The sequence below is a fragment of the bacterium (Candidatus Blackallbacteria) CG13_big_fil_rev_8_21_14_2_50_49_14 genome (assembly GCA_002783405.1).
In the GTDB taxonomy this organism is placed as follows: Bacteria; Cyanobacteriota; Sericytochromatia; order UBA7694; family UBA7694.
The window spans coordinates 25,840-47,445 of sequence record PFGG01000043.1 but is presented as its reverse complement, the minus strand read 5'-3'; the positions used below and the strand labels follow the sequence as shown (position 1 = coordinate 47,445).

Here is a 21,606-nt window from a genome sequence, read left to right as displayed (position 1 = left end):
AATCATTCTCCCGAAACATTTGTAGAAGAATGTTCTTTGCAGGTCATTGCCAACAGTGAATCAATAAGCTGAATTAAATCATGCTCATCTAAAATAGGTTTCGAGAAATAGGCATCAAACCCCAAAGCGAGAAAACGCTCCCTATCACCTGACATGGCATGTGCAGTTAAAGCGATCACGGGAAGCCTTTGAAATTGAGGTTGATTTTTAATCTGCGTTAAAACCTCTGTGCCATCCATACCGGGCAGCGAAATATCCAACAAAACCAGATCGGGCTTCAATTCTGGCAGGGCCGCTAAAACATCTGGACCATTTTCATACTCACTCAATGCGTATAAATGGCCAATCATTGCATTTAAAATTAAACGGTTATCGAGATTGTCCTCAACAATAGCAATTTTTTTCATACGCAACCCAATACTTTCTGACGTGCTTCCAAGGCTGCATAAACAGCTTGATAAGTGCTGTTCCATTCTTCTATCAGTTTTTCTATTTCATCCAATTGATGCTGCTTTGCCAAAATCTCCAATTGACTCGATAGCCGGTGCAATTCCATCGCGCCTAAATAGACGGCTTGGGTTTTTAAAATATGAGCAGCTGCTTTAATGCACTCAAAATCTTGACGCTGAGCACACTGGTGAATTTTTTCAGCATTCTCTGGGCTTTTTTCGAGAAAAACAGCAATCATTCGCATCAAAAGAGGTTTTCCACCCAACTCTAACAAACGGGTCAAAGAAGATTCATCTAGTAATTGCTTCTGTTTTTCTTTCACGGGGTTCATACCCATTTAATCTTGATTTTCATTCAATTTAAAAAGAAATCCTAAAACTTGCCTTCGTCGCTCACATCATAACATGTCGAATTTATGATAATAAATCAAATATACGACAACAAAATAACATTTAAACAAGGTTCTGTAATTATCATCCCCTTTAGGGGACATTGTGCCCGAATGGGTATTGGGAGTGTCACCTTTTCTGTGCTGAATCACAAATCTGATCTGTTTCAATGCCACAGACCCAAAAATCTGCTATGCTCTGTCAAACACTGCCTAAAAGGGGGTAATAACCATGGCTTACAGACAAACCAAACGCCTTGCCATCAATACCGGTGGAGGAGATGCTCCTGGCTTGAATGGCGTGATTCGGGCTGTAGTGCTCAGCGCCTATAACCGGGGCTGGGAAGTTTACGGCATACACGATGGCTATCGCGGCTTGATTGATACCGAAGAAATCACGCATTTAACACCTGCCTTGGTGCGCGATATTTTACCCCTGGGTGGAACCATCATCGGCACCACCAATAAAGGCAACCCCTTTGAAATGCCCGTCACCAATGCCGCCGGTGAGACCGAAATGCGCGATATCAGCGATCGAATCGTGGATAATTTCAAACGTCTCAACTTCAATGCCCTGATCACAGTCGGGGGAGATGGCAGTCTGGCGATTGCCTATAAACTTTTCCAAAAAGGTCTCCCCGTCATTGGTGTACCCAAAACCATTGACAATGACCTGTCATCCACCGTCGTGACCTTTGGTTTTGATACAGCTGTCACAACAGCCACCGAAGCGATTGATAAACTGCACACCACCGCCAAAGCCCATGACCGCGTGATGGTGGTTGAACTGATGGGCCGCTATGCCGGCTGGATCGCTCTCAATGCTGGTATCAGCGGTGCAGCAGATGCCATTCTGATCCCAGAAATTCCCTATGATATGGAGATTGTCTGTCGCCACCTGATGGAAGGCCGCCTGCAGAAAAAAGACTATGGCATTGTGGTGGTCGCAGAAGGCGCAGCTCCCAAAGGTGGTGGATTAAGCGTGAAAGGGGCAGCTATAGAAGGCCGACAGGAAGTTCTGCTCGGGGGGCTGGGCGAACAAGTCGCCCGTCAGATCAAAGAACGCACAGGCGTTGATACCCGCTATGTGGTTCTGGGACATCTTCAACGGGGTGGCTCGCCCACAACCTTTGACCGCCTGGTGGCTACCCGTTTTGGGGCCGCAGCTGTACGGGCTGTTGAAGAGGAAAAATTTGGCCATATGATCGCCCTCGATCCCCCCACGGTCAAATATGTACACCTTGAAGACGCGCTCTCTCGCATGAAACAGGTGCCCTTGGATTGTGACTCGATTATCTCAGCACGGGATATTGGAATTTGTTTGGGCGATGAGTAATAAAAAATTAAAATTCAGATTAAAACGTTCTTCTGACATTGGTAAGTGATAATTTTTTCAAATCAAGTTGATGCAACGGAAACTTAGACATGTCATTGAAAGAAAATAAACCAGACCTATTCAACCCAGATATTGTTTTTATCATCTATTGGGGGCGCAGTGGCAGTGTTTTTTTACAAAGTCTTTTAGATAACCACCCTGAAGTATTCAGCACACCGGCAACAACTCTATCCTCCTATCATTTAGATTGGGAAGAATGGGGAGAAACCTATACGGGAAAACAGGATGAAAAAAGTTGGAACCAAGTTTTGGATGCCTTCTGTAACAAGTATCCCCATCTTTTTTGGAGTATCCCAGATCCCACTTGGTGTAATTTAGAACACTTGGGAAAAAATCAAGATCAAAAAATTGAAGTCTCCAAAACAGAGTTTCAACAACAATTTAAATATTTGTTAAGACAACAGAAGCAGCCCCTCTCTATTAGCCGTCGTCAAGTATTTATTCTCGTTCATATGGCTTATGAACTGGCCCAAGGACATGATATTACAAAAAAACATCTGATTATTTTTCCCAAACATGTTCCGGATATGAATCAAGTGATGAAGAGTGCATTGGAAGACTTTCCCAATGCAAAGATACTTGGAACCGTCAGAGATCCCATCCGTGGTTTTTTTTCCCATTTACGCATGCATATTCAGGAGTCACGTATTGGACGTTATCGACCTGCACAACCTGATTATGATATGGGAGAGGCTATAATCTCTGAGCAATTTTATTATCTGCTTCGTCATCTGCTGATGGGTTGGAACGATTTACCCAAATACAACCCCAAACTTGAAATCAAATCCGTACAACTTGAAACACTTCATGCACAACCAGAAGAAACCATGAAAGAGTTGAGCCAATGGCTAAAAATTCAATGGGATTCATGTTTATTGGAGAGTACTTTTAATGGACTTCAGTACTGGGGAGATCGCTCAGCCTATCAGAAGGTTCAAGGATTCCAAATCCAACACCCACTTTCTGATTCTTGGCAAAGTGAATTTAGTCTCCAGGATCAAAAACTATTGTATTTACTTTTAGCTAAAGAATTAAAGACCTGGGGATACTTAAATCTCATTCCTAAAAATAATATATTTGCGTTTCTTTTAGTTCTAAAACCCTTCAAATGTGAATTCAGCGCATTAATCAAATGTATTCAGAAAAAAAAATACAAAAAAATGCTTTGGACATTAAGAAGAATTATTTCTTCGCATAAACTGATGTATTTAAAGTTTAAAGATCAAATTACTTTTCTTTAAATTCAATACTACTGAATTTTTTTGTTATATTTATGAATCTCTAGGTAAGTGAACGCAGCAATAGTTCAAACAACAAATCAACCCTTCGTTTGAACAACTCCAAAGAAGAAGCAGCCACAAAGCCCTTCATTGGAGAGGGCTTTGTGGCTGCTTGTAAAAACCAAACTATTTACTGCGTTTGGGCTTGTAAATATGTGTGCTCTGGCCAAAGAACATTTCGGCGGCTTCCATCACGGTTTCAGAAAGCGTGGGATGCGCATGGATCGTGAGTTTGAGATCCGTCGCCAAAGCAGCCATTTCAACCGCCAGCGTGGCTTCCGCGATCAGTTCACCCGCCCCTTTGCCGACAATACCCACCCCCAAAACACGCTCGGTTTCAGGATCAATGATCAATTTGGTCAAACCTTCGGTACGATCCAGGGTCAAAGCACGGCCAGAAGCTGCCCATGGAAACTTGGCTACTTCTACCTTACGGCCCTGGGCCTCGGCTTCACGTTCAGTCAGACCACACCAAGCGACCTCAGGATCGGTAAAGACCACGGCCGGAATCGCATAGGGTTCAAAGGCCACCTTGTGCCCAGCAATCGCCTCTACCGCGACACGGCCCTCATGAGAGGCCTTGTGGGCCAGCATAGGTTGCCCAGCAACGTCACCAATCGCATAGATCGAAGGCTCTACAGTCTGGCGCTGGGGATTAACAGGAATAAAGCCCTGCTGATCGAGTTCAATTTTGGTATTCTCAAGCCCAATGCCTTTGCCATTGGGACGGCGGCCCACGGAAACCAAAATCCGATCAAAGGTCTGTTCAAAGGCTTTGCCATCAGGCCCTTCAAAGCTGACCACCAGTTCTTCACCCTGTTCTTTGGCGCCTGTGACTTTGGTTTTCAGCAAAATGGCAGCCAATTGTTTTTCAATCCGTTTGTGCAAAGGTTTGACCAGATCAGGGTCGGCTCCTGCCAAGAGAGAATCCAGCATTTCAACCACGGTTACTTTTGAACCCAAGGCCGCATAAACAGTCGCCATTTCGAGCCCAATATAGCCGCCACCCAGTACCAGCAGGCGCTCAGGAATATCGGGCAATTCAAGCGCAGCTGTCGAATCCATCACCCGTGGAGATTTGGGCAAAAAGGGCAAGACAATCGGGCTGGAACCCGTCGCCACAATCAGATGTTCAAAATGCAAAGTTTGCTGGCCATTGGCTGTTTCTACCTGCAGATGATGGGTATCCTGAATCGTGCCCGTGCCCTGGATAAACTGCACCTTGCGGGCCTTGGCCAATTGGCCCAAGCCGCCAGTCAGCCCTTTTACCACCTTGGTATCTTTCCAGGCCCGCAGTTTGTCGATATCGATTTTGGGGGGCGCAAATTCCAAACCAAAACTGGCAGCATGCTTGCTTTCATTGATCAATTCGGCAGCATGTAGAAAGGCTTTGGAAGGGATACAGCCTTCAAACAGGCAAACCCCACCGGGATTGACCCGTTTTTCAACCAGGGCCACTTTCAAGCCCAGATCAGCAGCCATAAAGGCTGCTGCATAACCACCTGGGCCACCGCCCAGAACAATCACCTGATACGATTCATGATTCATACGTTTTAAAGATCTCCTTCCATCAAGAGCATCAGCGGGGATTCAAGCGCTTCAGCCAAAAAGCGCAGAAAGCGCGCTGCCTCAGCACCATCAATGACACGGTGGTCATAGGACAACGAAAGCGGCATGATCTGACGGGGTACAAATTGTCCATCACGCCAGACAGGCTGGGTTTGCGCCCGGCCCACACCCAAAATCGCCACCTCAGGCCAATTTACAATCGGGGTGAAATAGGTGGTTCCCACCCCACCCAGATTGGAAATACTGAAACCCGCTCCCTGCAAATCTTCACTGCCCAATTTGCGATCGCGGGCTTTTTTGGCAATCTCACCCAATTCCACCGAAAGACCGGTTACCCCCTTGCGATCCACAGCGCGGATCACGGGAACGAGCAAGCCACGGGGCGTATCCACTGCCACGCCAATATTGACATATTCTTTGTAAATCAGCTGATCATTTTTCAGATCCAGACTGGCATTAAATTTGGGGAACCGCTTCAGCGCCAGACCACAAAGCTTGAGCAGAATGGCCGTCACCGTCAGTTTGCCACCGGCGGCTTCAACCTGCTTGGCACGGGCCTTGCGGAAGGTTTCAACTTCGGTGATATCGGCCTGATCAAACTGCGTGACATGGGGAATCTGGCTCCAGGCCCGGTGCATTTGCGCCGCTGTCGCACGGCGCACAGGCGTAAGTTTTTCGGTGTGCACCCCACCCCATTGGCTGAAGTCGGGCAAATCAGGCACACTCAAACTGACAGCGCTGCCAAGTGGTGCAGCAGGCCCTGTTTTGAGCGCAGCTTTCACCCACAGTTTGACATCCTCTTTCGAAATCCGACCCCGTGGACCACTGCCCTTAACCTGGCGAAGATCAACCCCCAATTCACGTGCAAAAAGGCGCACAGAAGGAGCTGCCGGAATCGGATTCTCAGAAGGGGCCAAGGGTTCAGGCACTGGTTTGGCAACCCCGGCCACGGGGACCACAGGAGCAGCGGGCACAGAAGCAGGAGCCTGAGCAGGAGCTGCTTGGGCAACAGGCTGCGGAACCGTGGCCCCTGCAGAGCTCTCCAGAACCAAGACCAAATCGCCTTCTTTCACGCTATCCCCTGGTTTGACAGCCAAGGATTTCACTACCCCAGCCACAGGAGCAGGAATTTCAACCGAAGCCTTGTCAGACTCCAACTCCAAAACCGCTTGATCCTTTTCAAGCATATCGCCAACAGCCACCAGCAATTGGGTGATTTCAGCTGCAGCCACATTGTCTCCCAGCTTGGGGATGCGCATTTCAAAAGCACCTGAAGCTGGGGCGACAGCCACAACCGGATCAGGAACCTTTTCAGACTGTTTTTCCACAGGCTTTTCCACAGGTACCTCAACAGGCTCTGATGCGCCTGTTTCCTCAAGCACGAGAATCAAACTGCCCTCTTGCAGACTGTCACCTTCTTTGACAGCCAAAGACTGCACCACCCCAGCCGCAGGAGAAGGAATCTCAACCGAAGCCTTGTCAGACTCCAATTCAATCAAAGGCTGATCCACCGCAATGCGATCACCCACAGCCACCAAAACCTGGGTAATTTCGGCTGCAGCTACATTATCGCCCAATTTGGGCACAAAAATTTCACGTTTCATGGCAGCCTCCTTAAACGCTCATTGGATTGGGTTTTTCTGGATCAATCCGCAAGGCAGATCGCGCCTCTTTAAGCAGGCTTGCATCCAGTTTTCCAGCGCGAACCAAATGGCTTAAAGCAGTCCAAGTGGTATGTTCAGCATCAACCTCAAAAAAGCGACGCAAATCAGTACGGCCTTCGCTGCGGCCAAAGCCATCGGTACCCAATGCAATCAAACCTTGGGGAACCCATTTGGCCAAAGAAAGTGCAAGCACTTTGCAATAGTCAGAAATCGCAATTACCGGGCCTTCGGTCTCAGCCAGAGCGGCTTGTAACCAACTCTGACGTTCGGGCTGTTCCGGATGCAGCAAATTCCAACGCTCGGCATCCAAAGCATCCTGGTAAAGTTCCTTGTAACTGGTCACACTCCAAACGTCTGCAGCAACACCGTAGCGTTCAAGCATTTCAGCGGCCTTGAGCACACCCGGCATTAACGCCCCACTGCCCCAAAGCTGCACACGGGCCTTGGGCTGCACCAACTCCGAACGTTTGAAGCGGTAAAGCCCTTTGAGAATGCCTTCACGCACTCCCTCTGGCATGGGGGGCTGTGCATAGGCCTCATTGCCAATGGTGATATAGTAAAATTCATCTTTTTGTTCAACATACATCCGACGAATACCCTCTTGGAGCAAAACGCCGATCTCATAGGCAAAGGCGGGGTCATAGGCCTTTAAGGTCGGGTGGGGAAGCGCCAGCACATGGCTGTTTCCATCCTGATGCTGCAAACCTTCGCCTGCCAGGGTGGTACGCCCGGCAGTAGCCCCCATTAAAAAGCCCTTGCAGCGCATATCTCCGGCCGCCCAAACCAAATCCCCCACACGTTGCAAACCAAACATCGAATAAAAAGTGAAAAAGGGAATGGTATTTACGCCATGACTGGCATAGGCTGTACCTGCGGCAATAAAAGAGGAAAGCGAACCCGCTTCCGTAATCCCCTCTTCAAGAATCTGCCCATTTTGGGCTTCGCGGTAGCGCATCAATGAATCGCTGTCCACGGGATCATATTTTTGACCCGCATGGGAGTAAATCCCATAGAGATTAAACAGGCCCTCCATGCCAAAGGTACGGGCTTCATCTGGGATAATCGGCACAATCAGGGGCCCAAGGTTTTTATCTTTGAGAAAACGGGAAAGCATGCGCACATAGGCCATGGTCGTTGAAAGCTCGCGTCCCTCGCTGCCGCCATCGAATTCTGAAAAAAGTTTATCCGGCGGAGGGGCCAGTGGGGCCAATTGCACACGACGCTGAGGAACAGGCCCGCCCAATTTCTGGCGATGTTCGTGCAAATACTGCATTTCATCACTGTCGGGGCTGGGTTTGTAAAAGGGCACACTCAGTAAATCTTCATCGGCAATCGGAATACCAAAGCGCGAGCGGAACTCACGGATTTCGTCCTCGGTCAGTTTTTTCTGTTGGTGGGCGACATTCTTGCCTTGACCAGAATCGCCCAAACCATAGCCCTTGATTGTTTTGGCCAGAATCACCGTGGGCATGCCCTGGGTATGTACTGCCTGATGGTAAGCAGCATAGACCTTGAGAGAGTCATGGCCCCCCCGGTGCAGATTCCAGAGCTGGTCATCGGTATAGTCTTCGACCAGTTCCAACAATTCGGGATATTTACCAAAGAAATGTTCGCGCACATAGGCCCCGGAACCGCTGGCTTTAATCTTCTGGTATTCACCGTCGAGGGTTTCATTCATGCGTTGAACCAACAGACCGGTCTTGTCTTTTTCAAGCAGGGTATCCCAATCGCTGCCCCAAAGCACTTTGAGCACATTCCAACCTGCACCGCGGAAAACGCCTTCCAGTTCCTGGACAATCTTACCATTGCCACGCACCGGGCCATCCAGGCGCTGGAGATTGCAATTGATCACAAAGACCAGATTGTCCAACTGCTCACGACCCGCCAGGCTAATCGCCCCCAAGGATTCAGGCTCATCCATTTCGCCATCGCCCAAAAAGGCCCAGACCTTACCCGTTTGTTTTTTTAAACCCCGGTTTTCAAGGTATTTATTGAATCGGGCCTGGTAAATGGACATCAAAGGACCCAAGCCCATGGAAACAGTGGGGAACTCCCAAAAATCAGGCATCAACCAGGGATGGGGATAAGAAGAAAGCCCGCCTCCGGTTTGCAGTTCACGCCGGTAATTGCTGAGCTGTTCTTCACTTAAACGCCCCTCAAGAAAAGCGCGGGCATAAATCCCGGGTGCGGCATGGCCTTGAAAGTAAATCTGATCGGCAGCCTTTTCGCCATGCTTACCCTGAAAGAAATGGTTAAAACCTACCTCATAGAGCGTTGCGCTGGAGGCAAAGGAAGAAAGATGGCCGCCAATCCCGTCTTCATCGCGGTTGGCACGCACCACCATGGCCATGGCATTCCAACGCATAATGCTCTTGATCCGGCGTTCAATCTCGTAACGACCTGGATAGGGGGGTTGCTGGTGGCGGGGAATCGTATTCACATAGGGGGTCGTGGTTGAATAAGGTAAATCCACGCCAAATTTGGCAGCGCGGTTCTGTAAACGTACAAACAAGCGGCGGGTTCGTTCAGAGCCACCGTCTTGAATCACGTAATCAAGAGATTCAAGCCATTCACGGGTTTCAATTTCTTCGATGGCATGGGCATCTTCGTGTGCTTCGGTCATTGCCATGTCCTTCCTAAGGAGGGTTATTCACGCACCGGGGCAGGGGCCCGATCGCATACCCACTCATTATACACGGGGGTAGAATTTCAAGGCAGACAGCACAGACTTAGATAGACAGGAAAAGCCTTAGGCTCTTGCCACAGCGCTTAAAACGCGTAACCCACTCCCCCAACGGCATCGAATTGACCACCATTGACATAGCGATAACGCCAGCCCCCCGCCAACCACAGATTGAGTCCCCAATCATTGCGATATTCTAAACCCAAGCGGGGAATAAACCAAAGCTCAGTCGTTGCCGCCACCTCTACAAAACCCGCCCAATCATGCGGATTGAAATAAGCCCGTAAGCCAGCGACCCCGCCAATCCCGTCTGAAGTACTAAAATTAGCATTGAATTGCATTTGATGATAGGTAGCGCCCAAGCGCAAGGCCAAATATTCATTGAAGTTGTATCCCAGGGTTACCCCCCAATAATCGGAAAACCCTCCTTCCAGCCCCAACTGAAAGGGTTTGCGTTTTCGGATGGAAGGTTCAGAGGGCTTGACGGCATCAGGCAAAACAGTTGGAGCCTGGCCCAGCAATTGCTGAAGCAGGGGTGAAACCTGTTCAAACAGAAGGGATTGTAGAGAACAATTGCAATCCACAAAACGCTCAGCCAAAATCGTACCCTGTTCCACATCCACCACACGCAAACTCAAGGTATAAATTGAGCCAAGCTTGCTCACACTGCCTGTAATGATTTTTCGGACGGCCAGCAACCGGCCCAACTTGACCGAACAGGCTTCATTTTCACAGTTTTGCGTCGCTTGAAAACCCTGCTCCCGCAAAATACGATCCATTCCTTCACGCTCAAGAACTTTAAAGCCAGGGTTTTGTACCACCAGACTGCGCACCCGATCGGTTAAAAGACTGGCTTCAGCCTGATCCAGGTTTCCCTGGGCCCTTAACTCAAGAACCGCCACAGCTTCTTTGGTCTGCGCCCAAGCATGCGGAGCCAAGATAGTCAAAAATGAAAAGACAAGTAAAAACAGCCCCAAACAGCGTAAATTTTGGATCGCTTTGAACATGAACACCAGACTCCAAAGAAAAGATGATCTCACTTTAACATTCTTTTGATGATTTTCTGCATCGCTCGATTGCTTCCCCCAAGCTGCAAACTTCAGAAAACAACCGCAAGAAAAGAACGAATCAGGCAGTAGATCTTCTGGCGTTCTCAAGCTATTCTTAAGGAGACAACCCTACGCTCAGGAGAGATTCATGGCCATCAAAGGCACCGCTCAACTGCATGAAGAATTTGAAGAGCTTCGCAGCACCAGTTGGTTTCAGGGCTTATTCGCCGCAGCCTGGATCCTGCTTTTGAGTTCAACCTTTTCTCTCTATACGCTCTTGGCCGCCAATCACTTTTTTCAATCCCCCACGCTTTTATTGATTCCCAATATTTTACTCCTGCTCCTGGCCCTGATTCTATTGCGTATCCGCTTTCACATGGGACAAATGAGCCGCAAAGAACATACTCCCCTGATTCTCCTTCGGGCCATGCATCAATACCGCCCCTTTGTTACTTTTATTTTGATTCTGGGCGCTCTCTGCAGCTTGGTACTGCCCCTCAATTTTTTAAGTGAAGGAAGCGAAATACACCAGTACAACTGCCATATTCGTCCTTCTGACTTCGATCCCAAAACAGCAGGAAATACCCCTTATCTACTCTATATAAGCTGCCAAAACCTCCAGGCACCGCCCCCTATTTTCAAGGTGAATGCCAGCCTCTGGAGTCATTTTCAGGGGGGAGCCAATGTCAAGCTCGAAACACGCAAGGGTTGGCTGGGTGAACGTTGGTTGAATATTCCCACTCCCAACACACAACAAAACGCAAACTAAAACCCGCTCAGGAATTACTCAAATCCAAAATACGCCCTTTGTCTTGAATAAACCGCGCCTGTTTATCAAGCCCATAAACCGCATATAAAGTCGCACCAGAAACGGCTCGACGGTAGATCACTTGCCCAAAACATTGGGTTGCTCCGGGCCCTGTATATGTGGCAGTAGTGGTATAACTTGAAGGCGCATTTGAACCCGTGATCACCTCTGCCAAACGCTTACAATCCGTATCCACACTCAGAGAAACGGTAACAGAAGAAAAAGGATTGGTATAAGACTTTGCGTAATTGCCCACAACAGCTTCGGTTTGAAGCGAAGCATAGGATGTCGGGTAAGCTCCCCCCCAATCTACACCATAGGTTTCAACCATGGTTTGAAAAGCATGCATATTGGCCTTCACACTGGAGATTTTGGCACGATCCTGAGCGCCAATAAAATTGGGCAAGGCAATGGCGACCAGGATCCCAATAATCACAATCACGACCATCAGCTCAATCAAGGTAAATCCTTTTTGAGCTTTACGTTGAAAATAAAGCTTTGAAAACATATATTTTACCCATCAACTCTTACTTGCTTAGCGGCCATTCGGTAAGGAAACCGAATCCGAGGATGCAATGACTATTCCCAAAAATTGAAAAGGCAAAACAATTGATTTCTTAGAAAATCAAAAAATTTAAACAAGATTCGAAAACCATTTGTCCCATCCTTTTTCCGCAGGTCAAAGAAATGGGCAAGCTTCTCAAAACAAGCTAAAATTAGTTCAAATTACCCCTGAAGGGAAAGCAACTATGACGGCATTGAGTCTCTACAGCGAGCGCGTGATTTTGCCCACAGGCGAACAGGCAGCCACCCTGCATATCGCAGACGGAAAAATTTCAGGCATTGAATTGGGTACCTGCACCCCAACAGCAGAAAACCTGGGCTCGGCTGTGATGATGCCTGGGCTGGTAGACCCGCATGTCCATGTCAATGAACCTGGTCGCACTGAATGGGAAGGATTTTGGACAGCCACCCGTGCAGCAGCCGCTGGGGGAGTCACCACCTTGGTCGATATGCCTTTGAATTCAGACCCAGTAACCACCAGCGTTGAGGCTTTTGCGCTCAAGCGCCAGGTAGCCCAAAACCAGGCCTGGATCGATATCGGTTTTTGGGGAGGGGTCGTTCCCAACAATCAAAATGAATTGGTGGCCATGATTAACGACGGCGTCCTGGGTTTTAAATGTTTTCTGATCCATTCAGGGATCGATGACTTCCCCCAAGCACAAACTCAAGATTTAAAAATTGCCATGCCGATCCTCAAACAGGCCGGGGTTCCTCTGCTGGTACATGCTGAATTGGAAGGAAAGGCACCTGTTCATGCTGAAAGCCAGGCACAAAGCTACCAAGCCTTTCTTCAGTCTCGCCCACGCGACTGGGAAGATCGCGCAATCCAACACATGGTTAAACTGTGTCGCGAGACCGGCTGCCCAACCCATATCGTGCATCTTTCGTCGGCCTCTGCACTCCCGGATATTCGTGCAGCCAAAGCAGAAGGCCTGCCCTTCAGTGTAGAAACCTGCCCGCATTATCTTTACTTTGCCGCAGAAACCATTCCAGATGGGCATCCTGAATACAAATGCATGCCCCCCATTCGAGAACAAAACAACCAGGAAGCCCTTTGGCAGGCCCTCAAAGAGGGGCTTCTCGATTGCATTGTGACCGATCACTCTCCCTGCATCCCAGGTTTAAAATGTTTCGAAGCGGGAGATGTTCTGCATGCCTGGGGCGGCATTGCCTCTTTGCAATTGGGATTGCCCAGTGTCTGGACACGTGCCCAAGAGCGCGGTTTCAGCCTTGAAGAATTGGCAAAGCTGATGTCAACTGCCCCTGCTGATTTTATCGGTCAACCCCAAAAAGGACGCATCGCTCTTGGAGCAGATGCCGATCTTGTCATCTGGGACCCAAATGCCCGATTCAAATTAAGCCCTGAACAGATTTTCTTTAAACACCCTGTTTCACCCTATCTACGTCAAGAACTGAGGGGGGTCGTAAAACGCACCTATTTACGAGGACAATTGGTTTTTTCTGAGGGGCAGCATGCCGAAAAACCCCAGGGAGCATTTTTATTGGGACGCAAGTAAAAAGCCCAAGAAAAAACTTCCTGAGCTAAACATCTTAATAGAGGAAATACATCAGACCAAAACTCGTAAGAATCAAGTGTTCATGCTAAGATTTCAAAGATCCCAGATAAGTAAGGTATAAAGGCATTGTGAAAATTAGAACCGTCTCTCCATTCAAAATCTTTATATCTCTATCATGTTAGAACATCTAAAACGCCTGATTCAGCAATCACTTATTTATGGATTGGGAACTGCAACCTACCAAGCCTTATCACTTTTAATCCTGCCTCTTTTTACTTCTTTCCTCACACCAGCGGATTATGGTGTAAATTCTGTTTTAGGTTTAGTCAGTGCCTTTATCATTGGTTTTTTATCCCTAGGAATGGGTACAGCCATAGGTTTGGTTTATCATGCACATGAGGATCCTGATTATCGAAAACAAGTCATATTTAATGCACAGATGCTCTTATTTCCTGGCATATTTTGTTTACTTCTGATTGCATGGGTTGGCAGTGCCCATATCAGCCAATGGATTTTCTCAACACCTGAGCATCAGGATCTGGTCTGCCTGATGCTTCTAACCAGTGCTTTAACTATTGCAACTGTACCTCTAGCCTTAAAATTACAATATGAAAACAAAAGCCTGACCACAGTAGCTATTTATACAAGTGTTAATTTTATCAATCTTTCTCTCTCTACTTTTTTTGTTGCAGTCCTTCATTGGGGTAATTTTGGACGTTTTTTAGGCAATGCTATCGGCACCTTATGTATGGTATTACTCCTCTGGAATTACGCAGGTGTTCGTTTATTCCAAAATTTTTCTGTCGTACGTGAATTGGTTAAACTCGGAATGATTTCTCTGCCAGGTTTTCTTTTCTACTTTCTCATGCAACAGGGAAATATTTATATTTTAAAAGTATATGCCAGTCTTGAAGAAATAGGTATTTACTCAATTGGAACCACCTTTGGCACAGCACTTTCACTCGTCATTAATGCATTTATAACCGCCTGGACCCCCTTCGTCTGGTCTTTTAAAGAAAAACCAGACGAAGCCAAAATTGTCTTCGGAAAAATCATGTCCTATTACCTGCTATCCGTAGGGACAATCAGTATTGCACTTTATTTATTCGCAAAACCCATTATTGTAATTTTTACTCAACCGAATTTTTATCCAGCCTATCGCTTGATAGGACTTAGCTCCACAGTTCAACTATTCACAGGAATTTTGCTTATTTTAAGTGTAGAATCTTATATTGCAAAAGAGATCAGCTATAGTATCATCTTTCAAGGAATTACGGTAATTATTTTTATTAGTTTATCAGTATTAATAACCCCCTATCTTAAAGGCGTTGGAGCACTTACCGCACAAATTTTCGGACAAGTATTTATGTGCTTTTTATTAATTAAATGGAATAATAAAAAATCAAAAAACTACATCAATATCCAATATGAATTAGGATTTTTAATTAAATTTTCATTATTTTACACAACAATCATTATTTTAACAATTTTTGACTCAGAAAAACTTAATTTACAAAGCATTTTACTTAACAATATATTATTCATAATATATATCATTTATATTTGGAAAATACTTTTAGGAAAAAAAGAAAAATTTTTTATTATTAGTTATTCAAAAAAATTATTAATGCTGAAAAAATGAATATCTTAATTATCCCAAGCTGGTATCCTTATCCTCAATTTCCTTATAGCGGTATTTTTGTTCAACAACAGGCAAGCGCTTTAGCTAAAAATTTTCCCAATGATCGTTTTATTATAAGTTCACATTGCCCTTATGAATTCTTAATAAGCCCCAGAAATATATTGAATGCAATACACAAATTAAATGTATTTTATAGTCAAAAAAAAACCTCACCCATCATTACAGAAAAACAAAATAATTTTGTAGAAATATCAACCCCTTCACTGACATGGAGTGAGCATTTCCTATATGGAAATTTAAATGGAATACGCAAAGCACATCTTAAAAACCTGAACTATATTCAACAAAAATTTGGCACAATAGATTTAATACATGCCCATGTCACTTGGCCAGCAGGACACATTGGTTGGTATTTGGCTCAATTACTTGAAATCCCTTTTATTATTACAGAACATATGGGGCCATTTCCATTTCCAAATAAAGCTTTTATTACGAACAAAGGTCAACTTACTCCTTTATTGGAAAAGCCTTTAAATCAAGCGAATAGTGTAGTTGCAGTAAGTGAAAGCTTAGCAAAACGCATACGGGCTCTCGGGATAAAAAGAGTTGAAGTTATTCCTAATATTGTTGATGAAACCTTGTTTATCCCCAAAGAAAAACAACCTTCTGATCAGTTTCAATTTCTTTGCGTCGCTCATCTTAGTCCCAGCAAAGGAATTGATGATTTACTTATCGCCTTGGCTAAAGTAATTACTCAAGCCCCCCACGTTCGCCTTCAACTTATTGGAGGAGGAATGATTAACCAATATAAACACAAAGCAGAAAGCTTAAAAATAGATCGTTTTATAAACTTTATAGGCCCCTTACCACATTCTGAAACAATTTCTTTTTACCAATCCACAGATGCATTTGTTTTACCCAGTTACTCAGAGACCTTCGGGATCAGCTATATTGAAGCATTAGCTTGTGGCAAGCCCATCATTGCAACACGTTGTGGAGGGCCAGAAGATATAGTAACCAAAACAAATGGAGTTTTGGTAGATATCGGCCAACCAGATCAATTGGCGCAAGCCATGCTTACAATGATCAATCAATACAAAAGTTATTCTTCAAAACAGATACGTCAGGATTGTCTTCAAAGATTTTCAACATCTCATATAGCACAAGAGCTTATGAACCTATATTTACGTTTGAGGAGGTAAAGGAAGTTTATGTATTCCCCAACGTATAAGACGATATTCTAAAGCCTCAAGCCAACGCGAGCGATCAGAGAAAGGAGCATTTGGATTGAGTTTGAGCAACTCTGTATGAGAGCAGAGAGAAGCAATCTCAGCTTCTACACTATCCAATAAATTCATATTTATCGACAAACTTTGTGTCTGACGTTTGATTTGTGTAAAGCGAAGGTTTTTCAAAAACTTTTCAGCTAAAATCCAGGGATAAGATTTTGGACCATAAAGAGCGTTATAATCATTCACTATTTCTCGCAACAAAAAAATCAGTTCAGAAGAGTTATCGCGATTCGCATAAGTCGATAAAGGATTTCCCTCCATAAAGCTCAAGATTTGAGGATGAAAAACAGCCTCAAACTGCCCAACTGTTTTCACTGTCAACAAATAATCCCATCCCGCATATTGTTCACCTTGTCCACTGTACAGAGGATCTACAGACGCCCAATGATGCAAAAGTTCTTTTCGATGCACAACACCAGGTCCTACAGGGCAAATCAAACCACAACGCTGTAATTCTCTTTGATTATCAATTGGGCCACCAAAGGGTGCAAAAGGGCCATGCTTACGGAGCAAAACTCCCTCTGGGGAAACAATATGAAAACCACCCGCACTCATGGCACTCCATGGATAATCGAGAAATCCTTGACGAGTAATAGCTAAATGATCTGGATAAAGCCAATCATCATCAGCACAAGAAGCAACCAGTTCAGTCTGAGCTAATTCACACAAACGGTTCCAGGTTTTAGCACTTCCTAAATTTACAGGATTACGCGTATACGTAATACGGCTATCTAGTTCAGTCAAATGAGAACAATATTCTGAGGTTTGATCTTGCGAAGCATCATCGCAAATAATCAAAAGCCAATCAGAACAGGTTTGAGTTCTAATCGCCTCTATCGTACGTTTTAATTTTTGAAGACGATTATAAGTAAGAACCAAATAAGTCACACGAAAATCACGAATAGGAGGTAAAATGTTGAGCATTTTACCTGCACTCAATACCTTTTGATAAGCCTCTTGCCACCATCCTGGCCCAACTTCTCTGATAGGATAATGACGGCCAAAAATCCATAAGATCACGTGGGCTCCCCAATCGTGGGAATCATTCATCAAACGTTTTAACGCTTGATTTAAAAGTTCACGGTTATCATTCTTTTGACCAAAGAAATATTCAAAATGTCCTTTTTCGTGAGGCCAAACAAAAGCCCACTCTTGCGAAGAAAAAGCGAACCAATGTCGAGCCCACTCTTGGGCATTCGAAAAACTCATAACCGATGTCCGTAGCGAAGCAATCTGTAAACAGGAAATAAATAGCTCAAGACAACTTGTTTATATACATCAAAATATAGATCAGAACGACCAGAAAGCTCCATTGATCTCCGAAATTCAGAAATAGCCAAGTCAAACATTCGCTTTTCAGCAAAAGTCTCTCCCAAAGCAGAATGAAAATCAGCTCTTTCATCAGACCCTGCAGAGGGGCTGAGACAAAGCTCTTCAAGTGCATAATCCATCCAAATTTTGTGTATCAGCTGTTTAGCCTCTTGCTGGCAAGCGTGCCAGCGAGGCACATTGACTGTGTGAATACGAGAAATAATCAAAGGTTCAGCCAAAAATTGAATCCGGTATCCTTTCAGCAACATGCGCATCCACATTTCATAGTCATGAACCAATGGATACGCACTGTCAAACAAACCAATCTCATCAAACACGCATTTACGGATCAAACTGGTACTGCCATTGATAACATTGTTTTTAAAGTTTTGTAGAAGCAATCCCTCGCCATAATCCTGATCCCGACTTTGCCAACGCACGTAGCCTTGGGTATCAAATGCCTTTTCTACATCGGCCAAGGGCAAAGGCACCTTATCAAAACATTCCCGTTCATGCACTTCCAGATAGGTATCCGCATAAACCATTGCCAAACGGTCGTCGTCTGGGAATTGCTCAGTAAAGACAGCCAAACTATGACTGAGACGCTCAGGACAAGCCAAATCATCAGCACTTAGCCAGGCAATATACTCGCCTTGGGCTGCCTGAATCGCAGTATTGATGGCAGGAACAACCCCCATTTTCCAGGGGCCCAGTTTTTTTCCTGATTGATAAATATAATGAATTTGAGGATATTTTTGTGCGTATTCCCGAACGACTTCAGCACTGTGGTCTGTGGACTCATCATCTACAATCACCATTTCCACATGGGGATAGGTTTGTGCCAAAACGCTTTCAATGCAACCGCCAATAAATTTTTCATAGTTATAAAGCGGAGTAATAACCGAAATCAGGGGTTGCTTTTGCATATCTAGAGTATATCAAACCTCTGGAAGCCACAGCAAAGGAAATTGATGCAACAAAATGCTGCATTTTCACAGCTTAAAAAAACTGACAGAATAAAAAAGTCCCAGCAAGGTCCTCAGTGGGGCAAAAGAAAAATTTCCGTACTTTTCTGGTCCGTGGCAAGAGCAAGGCCACGGACTTTTTCTCTGTCCGTTATTTCACTTCAAGGCTTGCTCAAGCCAAAGCTTCAAAGCACGGGCAATTCCAGCTTTGGATTCCATTCGCAGCTCAGGCTGATGGGGGGTTACCAACCATGCCACCTGTTCAGCACCCTGTTCTTCAGCCCGATTGGCGATCACGGCGGCATGGCCTGATTCCAGGCGCTGACGGGCAATCTGCATCAATTCAGCATGCGAAAGCTGGGCTTCAAATTTAAAGGAAATCAGCATCAACTCAGGAAAAGACGTTTGTACCCGCTGTATCACCTTTTCTGTCGGTACAAGTTTCAATTCCCATTCTGTCTCCCCACTGGGCCGTTTGCCTGGGTAAACCTCGCGCGGAGAATAATCAGCAACCGCAGCAGAAAAGATGCCAACGGGCATCTCTCTTTCTGCAAGCACCTTTAAAACCGTCTGCTGATAAGTCGCATAATCGGGCACGATCTGATGGGGTAACCAGACCGGGGGAATCAAGCCACTCTCGCCTTGAATCAAATAAGCTTCAGCCCCAGCCAACCAAAGCTCTTTGGCAATGGCGATTCCCAATTGGCCTGTAAAGCGGTTGGTCAAACGGCGAATTTGATCCAGATGAACAGGCGTGGGCCCCCCTGTCACCAAGACAGGAATCCCCCTTAAGGGTGAAGCCGTTAAAGAACGGGCAGTACGCATGACGATCTCTTCCAGCTCAGGCAGCAAATGCTTGCCATCGCCCTGCTTGGGAGGAATCACTTCTACGCCCATTTCCTGTAAAGCATTCAGACTTTCAGTTAAAATCGCATTGTGCATACTGCCATGCAAAGTAGGAGCCACCAAGATACGGGTTTGCCCACGCTCCAATCTGCCCAGAGCCGAAGCCAGAAAGGTTGTTAACAGGGTATCAGCAATGCCATTTCTGAATTTATTGAGGGTATTGTAGGTGGCGGGGGCCACCAGACAGGCATCAAAAGCCATTTGACCACTGAGATGCTCCGAACGGGAGCTTAATCGGCTGATCACCGGTCGGTCTGAACTCCAGGCCAAAGCTTCTTCTGTGGTATAGCGCAAAGCTTCTTCGGAGACAAAGACCGTGATTTCTGCGCCCTGGCGACGCAACTCACGCACCAAGAGAGGGGCTTTGATTGCCGCTATTCCGCCACAGACCAAAAGTGCAATTCGTTTGCCCTGCAAAGCATCCCCTTGCAAACGCACAGCATGGTCATCCAAGTCAGAGGGTTCAGGGGGAAGCGGGTTCCAGCGGGCAGACATAGGCTATTCTCCAATGGGTGCGTTTTCCCCATCATAGCAAAAGCACAAACCTTATTTCATCCAGCGATAGAGAAAATCAGGCACCACATCCCCCAAACGGCGATCGAGAGTTTCAATCCCTTGCCCCACACTGCGGGTTTGTGTTGAAACCTGCTTGAGCACGCTTTGTCCTGCCGCTTGCAGGCCTTGTCCCAGCTGATGCAAATCTGAAAAATTATCTCCAGGGGGAGGAGTTATTTTTGCTGTCTGTTCAGAATGTGCAGCGGTTTGAGCAAAATAGAGGTTCCATTCTTTGACTACCGGAGCCAATTGATCCTGATCCGCAAAACCATAATCATGGCCATCCACCGACTTGCCCTGGGCCTGATAAGACCAGAGCATATAACCTTGTGCGCCGGCTTGTGTATAGCGTGAGAGATCCAAACGCAATAGTTTTTGTCGATCTTCACCATGGGCCTGTTTAAAACCCACTTCGCCCACATAGAGCGGTTTGCCCAAATCCTTGGCAATTTGAATATCGGTCATATTCATTTGATCCCAAACCCCACGCAGGGTCGCAGGACGCTGCAATTGAACCCCAAAGGCATCCAAAGCCCATTGGTCCAGCTGACGTGAAGCCCAGGAAACCACCTGATCAGCTTTGCCAAAGGCTTCCCCTTTTTCTTTCTCTCCTGAAAAACGGTAGAGAATATCCAAACGTTCTAAAACCGTTGCATCATACGAATAATTGTGGATGGAGGCAGCATCCAAACTGGGAATCGCATAGAGTTTGCGAAAATTATCTGTCGAAAAACGGCTGAGCTGAGAGCCAAATTTATCCCCAATACCCCCAATCGTTCCCAGCGAAATCAAATGATTGGGGTCCTCTTTTTTAAGCGCTTCGGAAACGGTTTTACTGAACGAATACATCGACTCAAAGGCCTCGGTTTCAGGCTCATTGATCAACTCCCAAATCATGATTTCAGGGCGATCTTTCAACTGAGAGACCAGGTCTTTGACCCGTGGCAGATAATCACGCTGAAAACCTTCTTTATAAAAATGGTCATTTTTACGATCGGCTTCACTCATCACCCAACGGTCTGCCAGGCAAGGAATCAGTTTAAGTTTGTATTTTGCAGCCAAATCACAGAGACGTTGCATCACTTCGGGGGTGGCCCCATAGTTTTCATAGGCCCAAAAACGCACCACGGTAAAACCATGTTCTGCTGCGTCTTTCAGCATTTTTTCCTGGGTTTCAGGCTTTTCTTTGGCCAGGCTGTACATATTGGTTCCCACATAGCGAAAAGGCTTGCCATCCATTGTAAAGTGTCCGCCTGTATTTTTCACAAAGCCCGAAGCACGGGAAGGTTGCTCAAGCGCTAAGCTCAAAGCAGCCATCCCTTTTTGTTGGGAAACAGATGAAACTTGCAAACGATCATCGGGCAAAACAGAAAGTAACGGCTTATCCAATGCCTGAGCAGGCTGAAGCGTGGGAGTCACGCGAAGCGGTTCAATGCTCAGCAGAGGCTGGGCAGCGATCGTTGGCATAGGCTTTCCTTTCGGGTAGGGTTAAGCTATTTATGCCTAATAAATGGCCTGCTCTGAAGTCAATACAGTTTAGATAAGCTTAAGTTATGCTTAAAATAGC

17 protein-coding genes are annotated in these 21,606 nt (G+C 46.0%); 6 read left to right on the top strand and 11 right to left on the bottom strand.

The genetic code is table 11. The features are described 5' to 3' along the window. Positions 1-2: 2 nt before the first annotated feature. Positions 3-407, bottom strand: a complete 405-nt coding sequence (locus tag COW20_10510) for a response regulator (protein ID PIW48195.1) — start codon at positions 405-407, stop codon at positions 3-5. Then, positions 404-787 carry a hypothetical protein gene (locus tag COW20_10505; GenBank protein ID PIW48194.1) on the bottom strand — a complete coding sequence of 128 codons (384 nt, stop codon included), beginning with the start codon at positions 785-787 and terminating at the stop codon, positions 404-406. Before COW20_10505 ends, COW20_10510 begins: the two co-directional genes overlap by 4 nt. A 283-nt stretch (positions 788-1,070) precedes the next feature. Here COW20_10505 and COW20_10500 point away from each other — a divergent pair, with 283 nt between their 5' ends. Together COW20_10500 and COW20_10495 are read left to right on the top strand one after the other, a co-directional pair. Then, a complete protein-coding gene (locus tag COW20_10500) occupies positions 1,071-2,174 on the top strand; it encodes a 6-phosphofructokinase (GenBank protein ID PIW48193.1) in 1,104 nt (367 codons plus the stop codon). An 89-nt stretch (positions 2,175-2,263) separates the two neighbouring features. Next, complete coding sequence (locus COW20_10495; protein PIW48192.1) at positions 2,264-3,475, top strand: hypothetical protein; 1,212 nt, start codon at positions 2,264-2,266, stop codon at positions 3,473-3,475. 165 nt (positions 3,476-3,640) lie between these two features. Here the strand turns inward: COW20_10495 and lpdA are convergent, their stop codons facing one another. From lpdA to COW20_10475, 4 genes are all read right to left on the bottom strand, one after another. Then, positions 3,641-5,062, bottom strand: a complete 1,422-nt coding sequence (lpdA, locus tag COW20_10490; GenBank protein PIW48191.1) for a dihydrolipoyl dehydrogenase — start codon at positions 5,060-5,062, stop codon at positions 3,641-3,643. A 5-nt stretch (positions 5,063-5,067) separates the two neighbouring features. Next, a complete protein-coding gene (locus COW20_10485; GenBank protein PIW48190.1) occupies positions 5,068-6,687 on the bottom strand; it encodes a branched-chain alpha-keto acid dehydrogenase subunit E2 in 1,620 nt (539 codons plus the stop codon). A gap of 10 nt (positions 6,688-6,697) precedes the next feature. Continuing rightward, positions 6,698-9,370, bottom strand: a complete 2,673-nt coding sequence (aceE, locus tag COW20_10480; GenBank protein ID PIW48189.1) for a pyruvate dehydrogenase (acetyl-transferring), homodimeric type — start codon at positions 9,368-9,370, stop codon at positions 6,698-6,700. 146 nt (positions 9,371-9,516) lie between these two features. Beyond that, entirely contained in the window at positions 9,517-10,437 is a 921-nt protein-coding gene (locus tag COW20_10475; protein PIW48188.1) for a hypothetical protein, read from the bottom strand. Positions 10,438-10,627: 190 nt separating this feature from the next. Between COW20_10475 and COW20_10470 the strand changes: the two genes are divergently transcribed. Next, positions 10,628-11,248: a hypothetical protein gene (locus tag COW20_10470; GenBank protein PIW48187.1), complete on the top strand. Its 621-nt coding sequence runs from the start codon at positions 10,628-10,630 to the stop codon at positions 11,246-11,248. 7 nt (positions 11,249-11,255) lie between these two features. Here COW20_10470 and COW20_10465 read toward each other — a convergent pair whose 3' ends face one another. Beyond that, the gene (locus tag COW20_10465) at positions 11,256-11,795 is read right to left on the bottom strand and encodes a hypothetical protein (GenBank protein ID PIW48186.1); all 540 of its coding nucleotides are present in this window, start codon (positions 11,793-11,795) and stop codon (positions 11,256-11,258) included. Between the two features lie 241 nt (positions 11,796-12,036). On the opposite strand from COW20_10465, the gene allB reads away from it, so the two are divergent. From allB to COW20_10450, 3 genes are all read left to right on the top strand, one after another. Then, positions 12,037-13,368, top strand: a complete 1,332-nt coding sequence (gene allB / locus COW20_10460; GenBank protein ID PIW48185.1) for an allantoinase AllB — start codon at positions 12,037-12,039, stop codon at positions 13,366-13,368. Positions 13,369-13,543: 175 nt separating this feature from the next. Beyond that, entirely contained in the window at positions 13,544-15,010 is a 1,467-nt protein-coding gene (locus COW20_10455) for a hypothetical protein (protein PIW48184.1), read from the top strand. Then, positions 15,007-16,212, top strand: coding sequence for a hypothetical protein (locus tag COW20_10450; GenBank protein PIW48183.1), 1,206 nt, complete (start codon positions 15,007-15,009; stop codon positions 16,210-16,212). Before COW20_10455 ends, COW20_10450 begins: the two co-directional genes overlap by 4 nt. Here COW20_10450 and COW20_10445 read toward each other — a convergent pair. From COW20_10445 to COW20_10430, 4 genes are all read right to left on the bottom strand, one after another. Beyond that, positions 16,195-17,511 (bottom strand): hypothetical protein, encoded by a 1,317-nt coding sequence (locus tag COW20_10445; GenBank protein PIW48182.1) that lies wholly within the window; start codon positions 17,509-17,511, stop codon positions 16,195-16,197. The two genes, COW20_10450 and COW20_10445, sit on opposite strands and share 18 nt — an antisense overlap. Then, the gene (locus COW20_10440; GenBank protein ID PIW48181.1) at positions 17,508-18,539 is read right to left on the bottom strand and encodes a hypothetical protein; all 1,032 of its coding nucleotides are present in this window, start codon (positions 18,537-18,539) and stop codon (positions 17,508-17,510) included. Before COW20_10440 ends, COW20_10445 begins: the two co-directional genes overlap by 4 nt. A 195-nt stretch (positions 18,540-18,734) precedes the next feature. After that, positions 18,735-19,979: a phosphopantothenoylcysteine decarboxylase gene (locus tag COW20_10435; GenBank protein ID PIW48180.1), complete on the bottom strand. Its 1,245-nt coding sequence runs from the start codon at positions 19,977-19,979 to the stop codon at positions 18,735-18,737. Between the two features lie 51 nt (positions 19,980-20,030). Continuing rightward, entirely contained in the window at positions 20,031-21,506 is a 1,476-nt protein-coding gene (locus COW20_10430; GenBank protein ID PIW48179.1) for a hypothetical protein, read from the bottom strand. Positions 21,507-21,606: the final 100 nt, after the last annotated feature.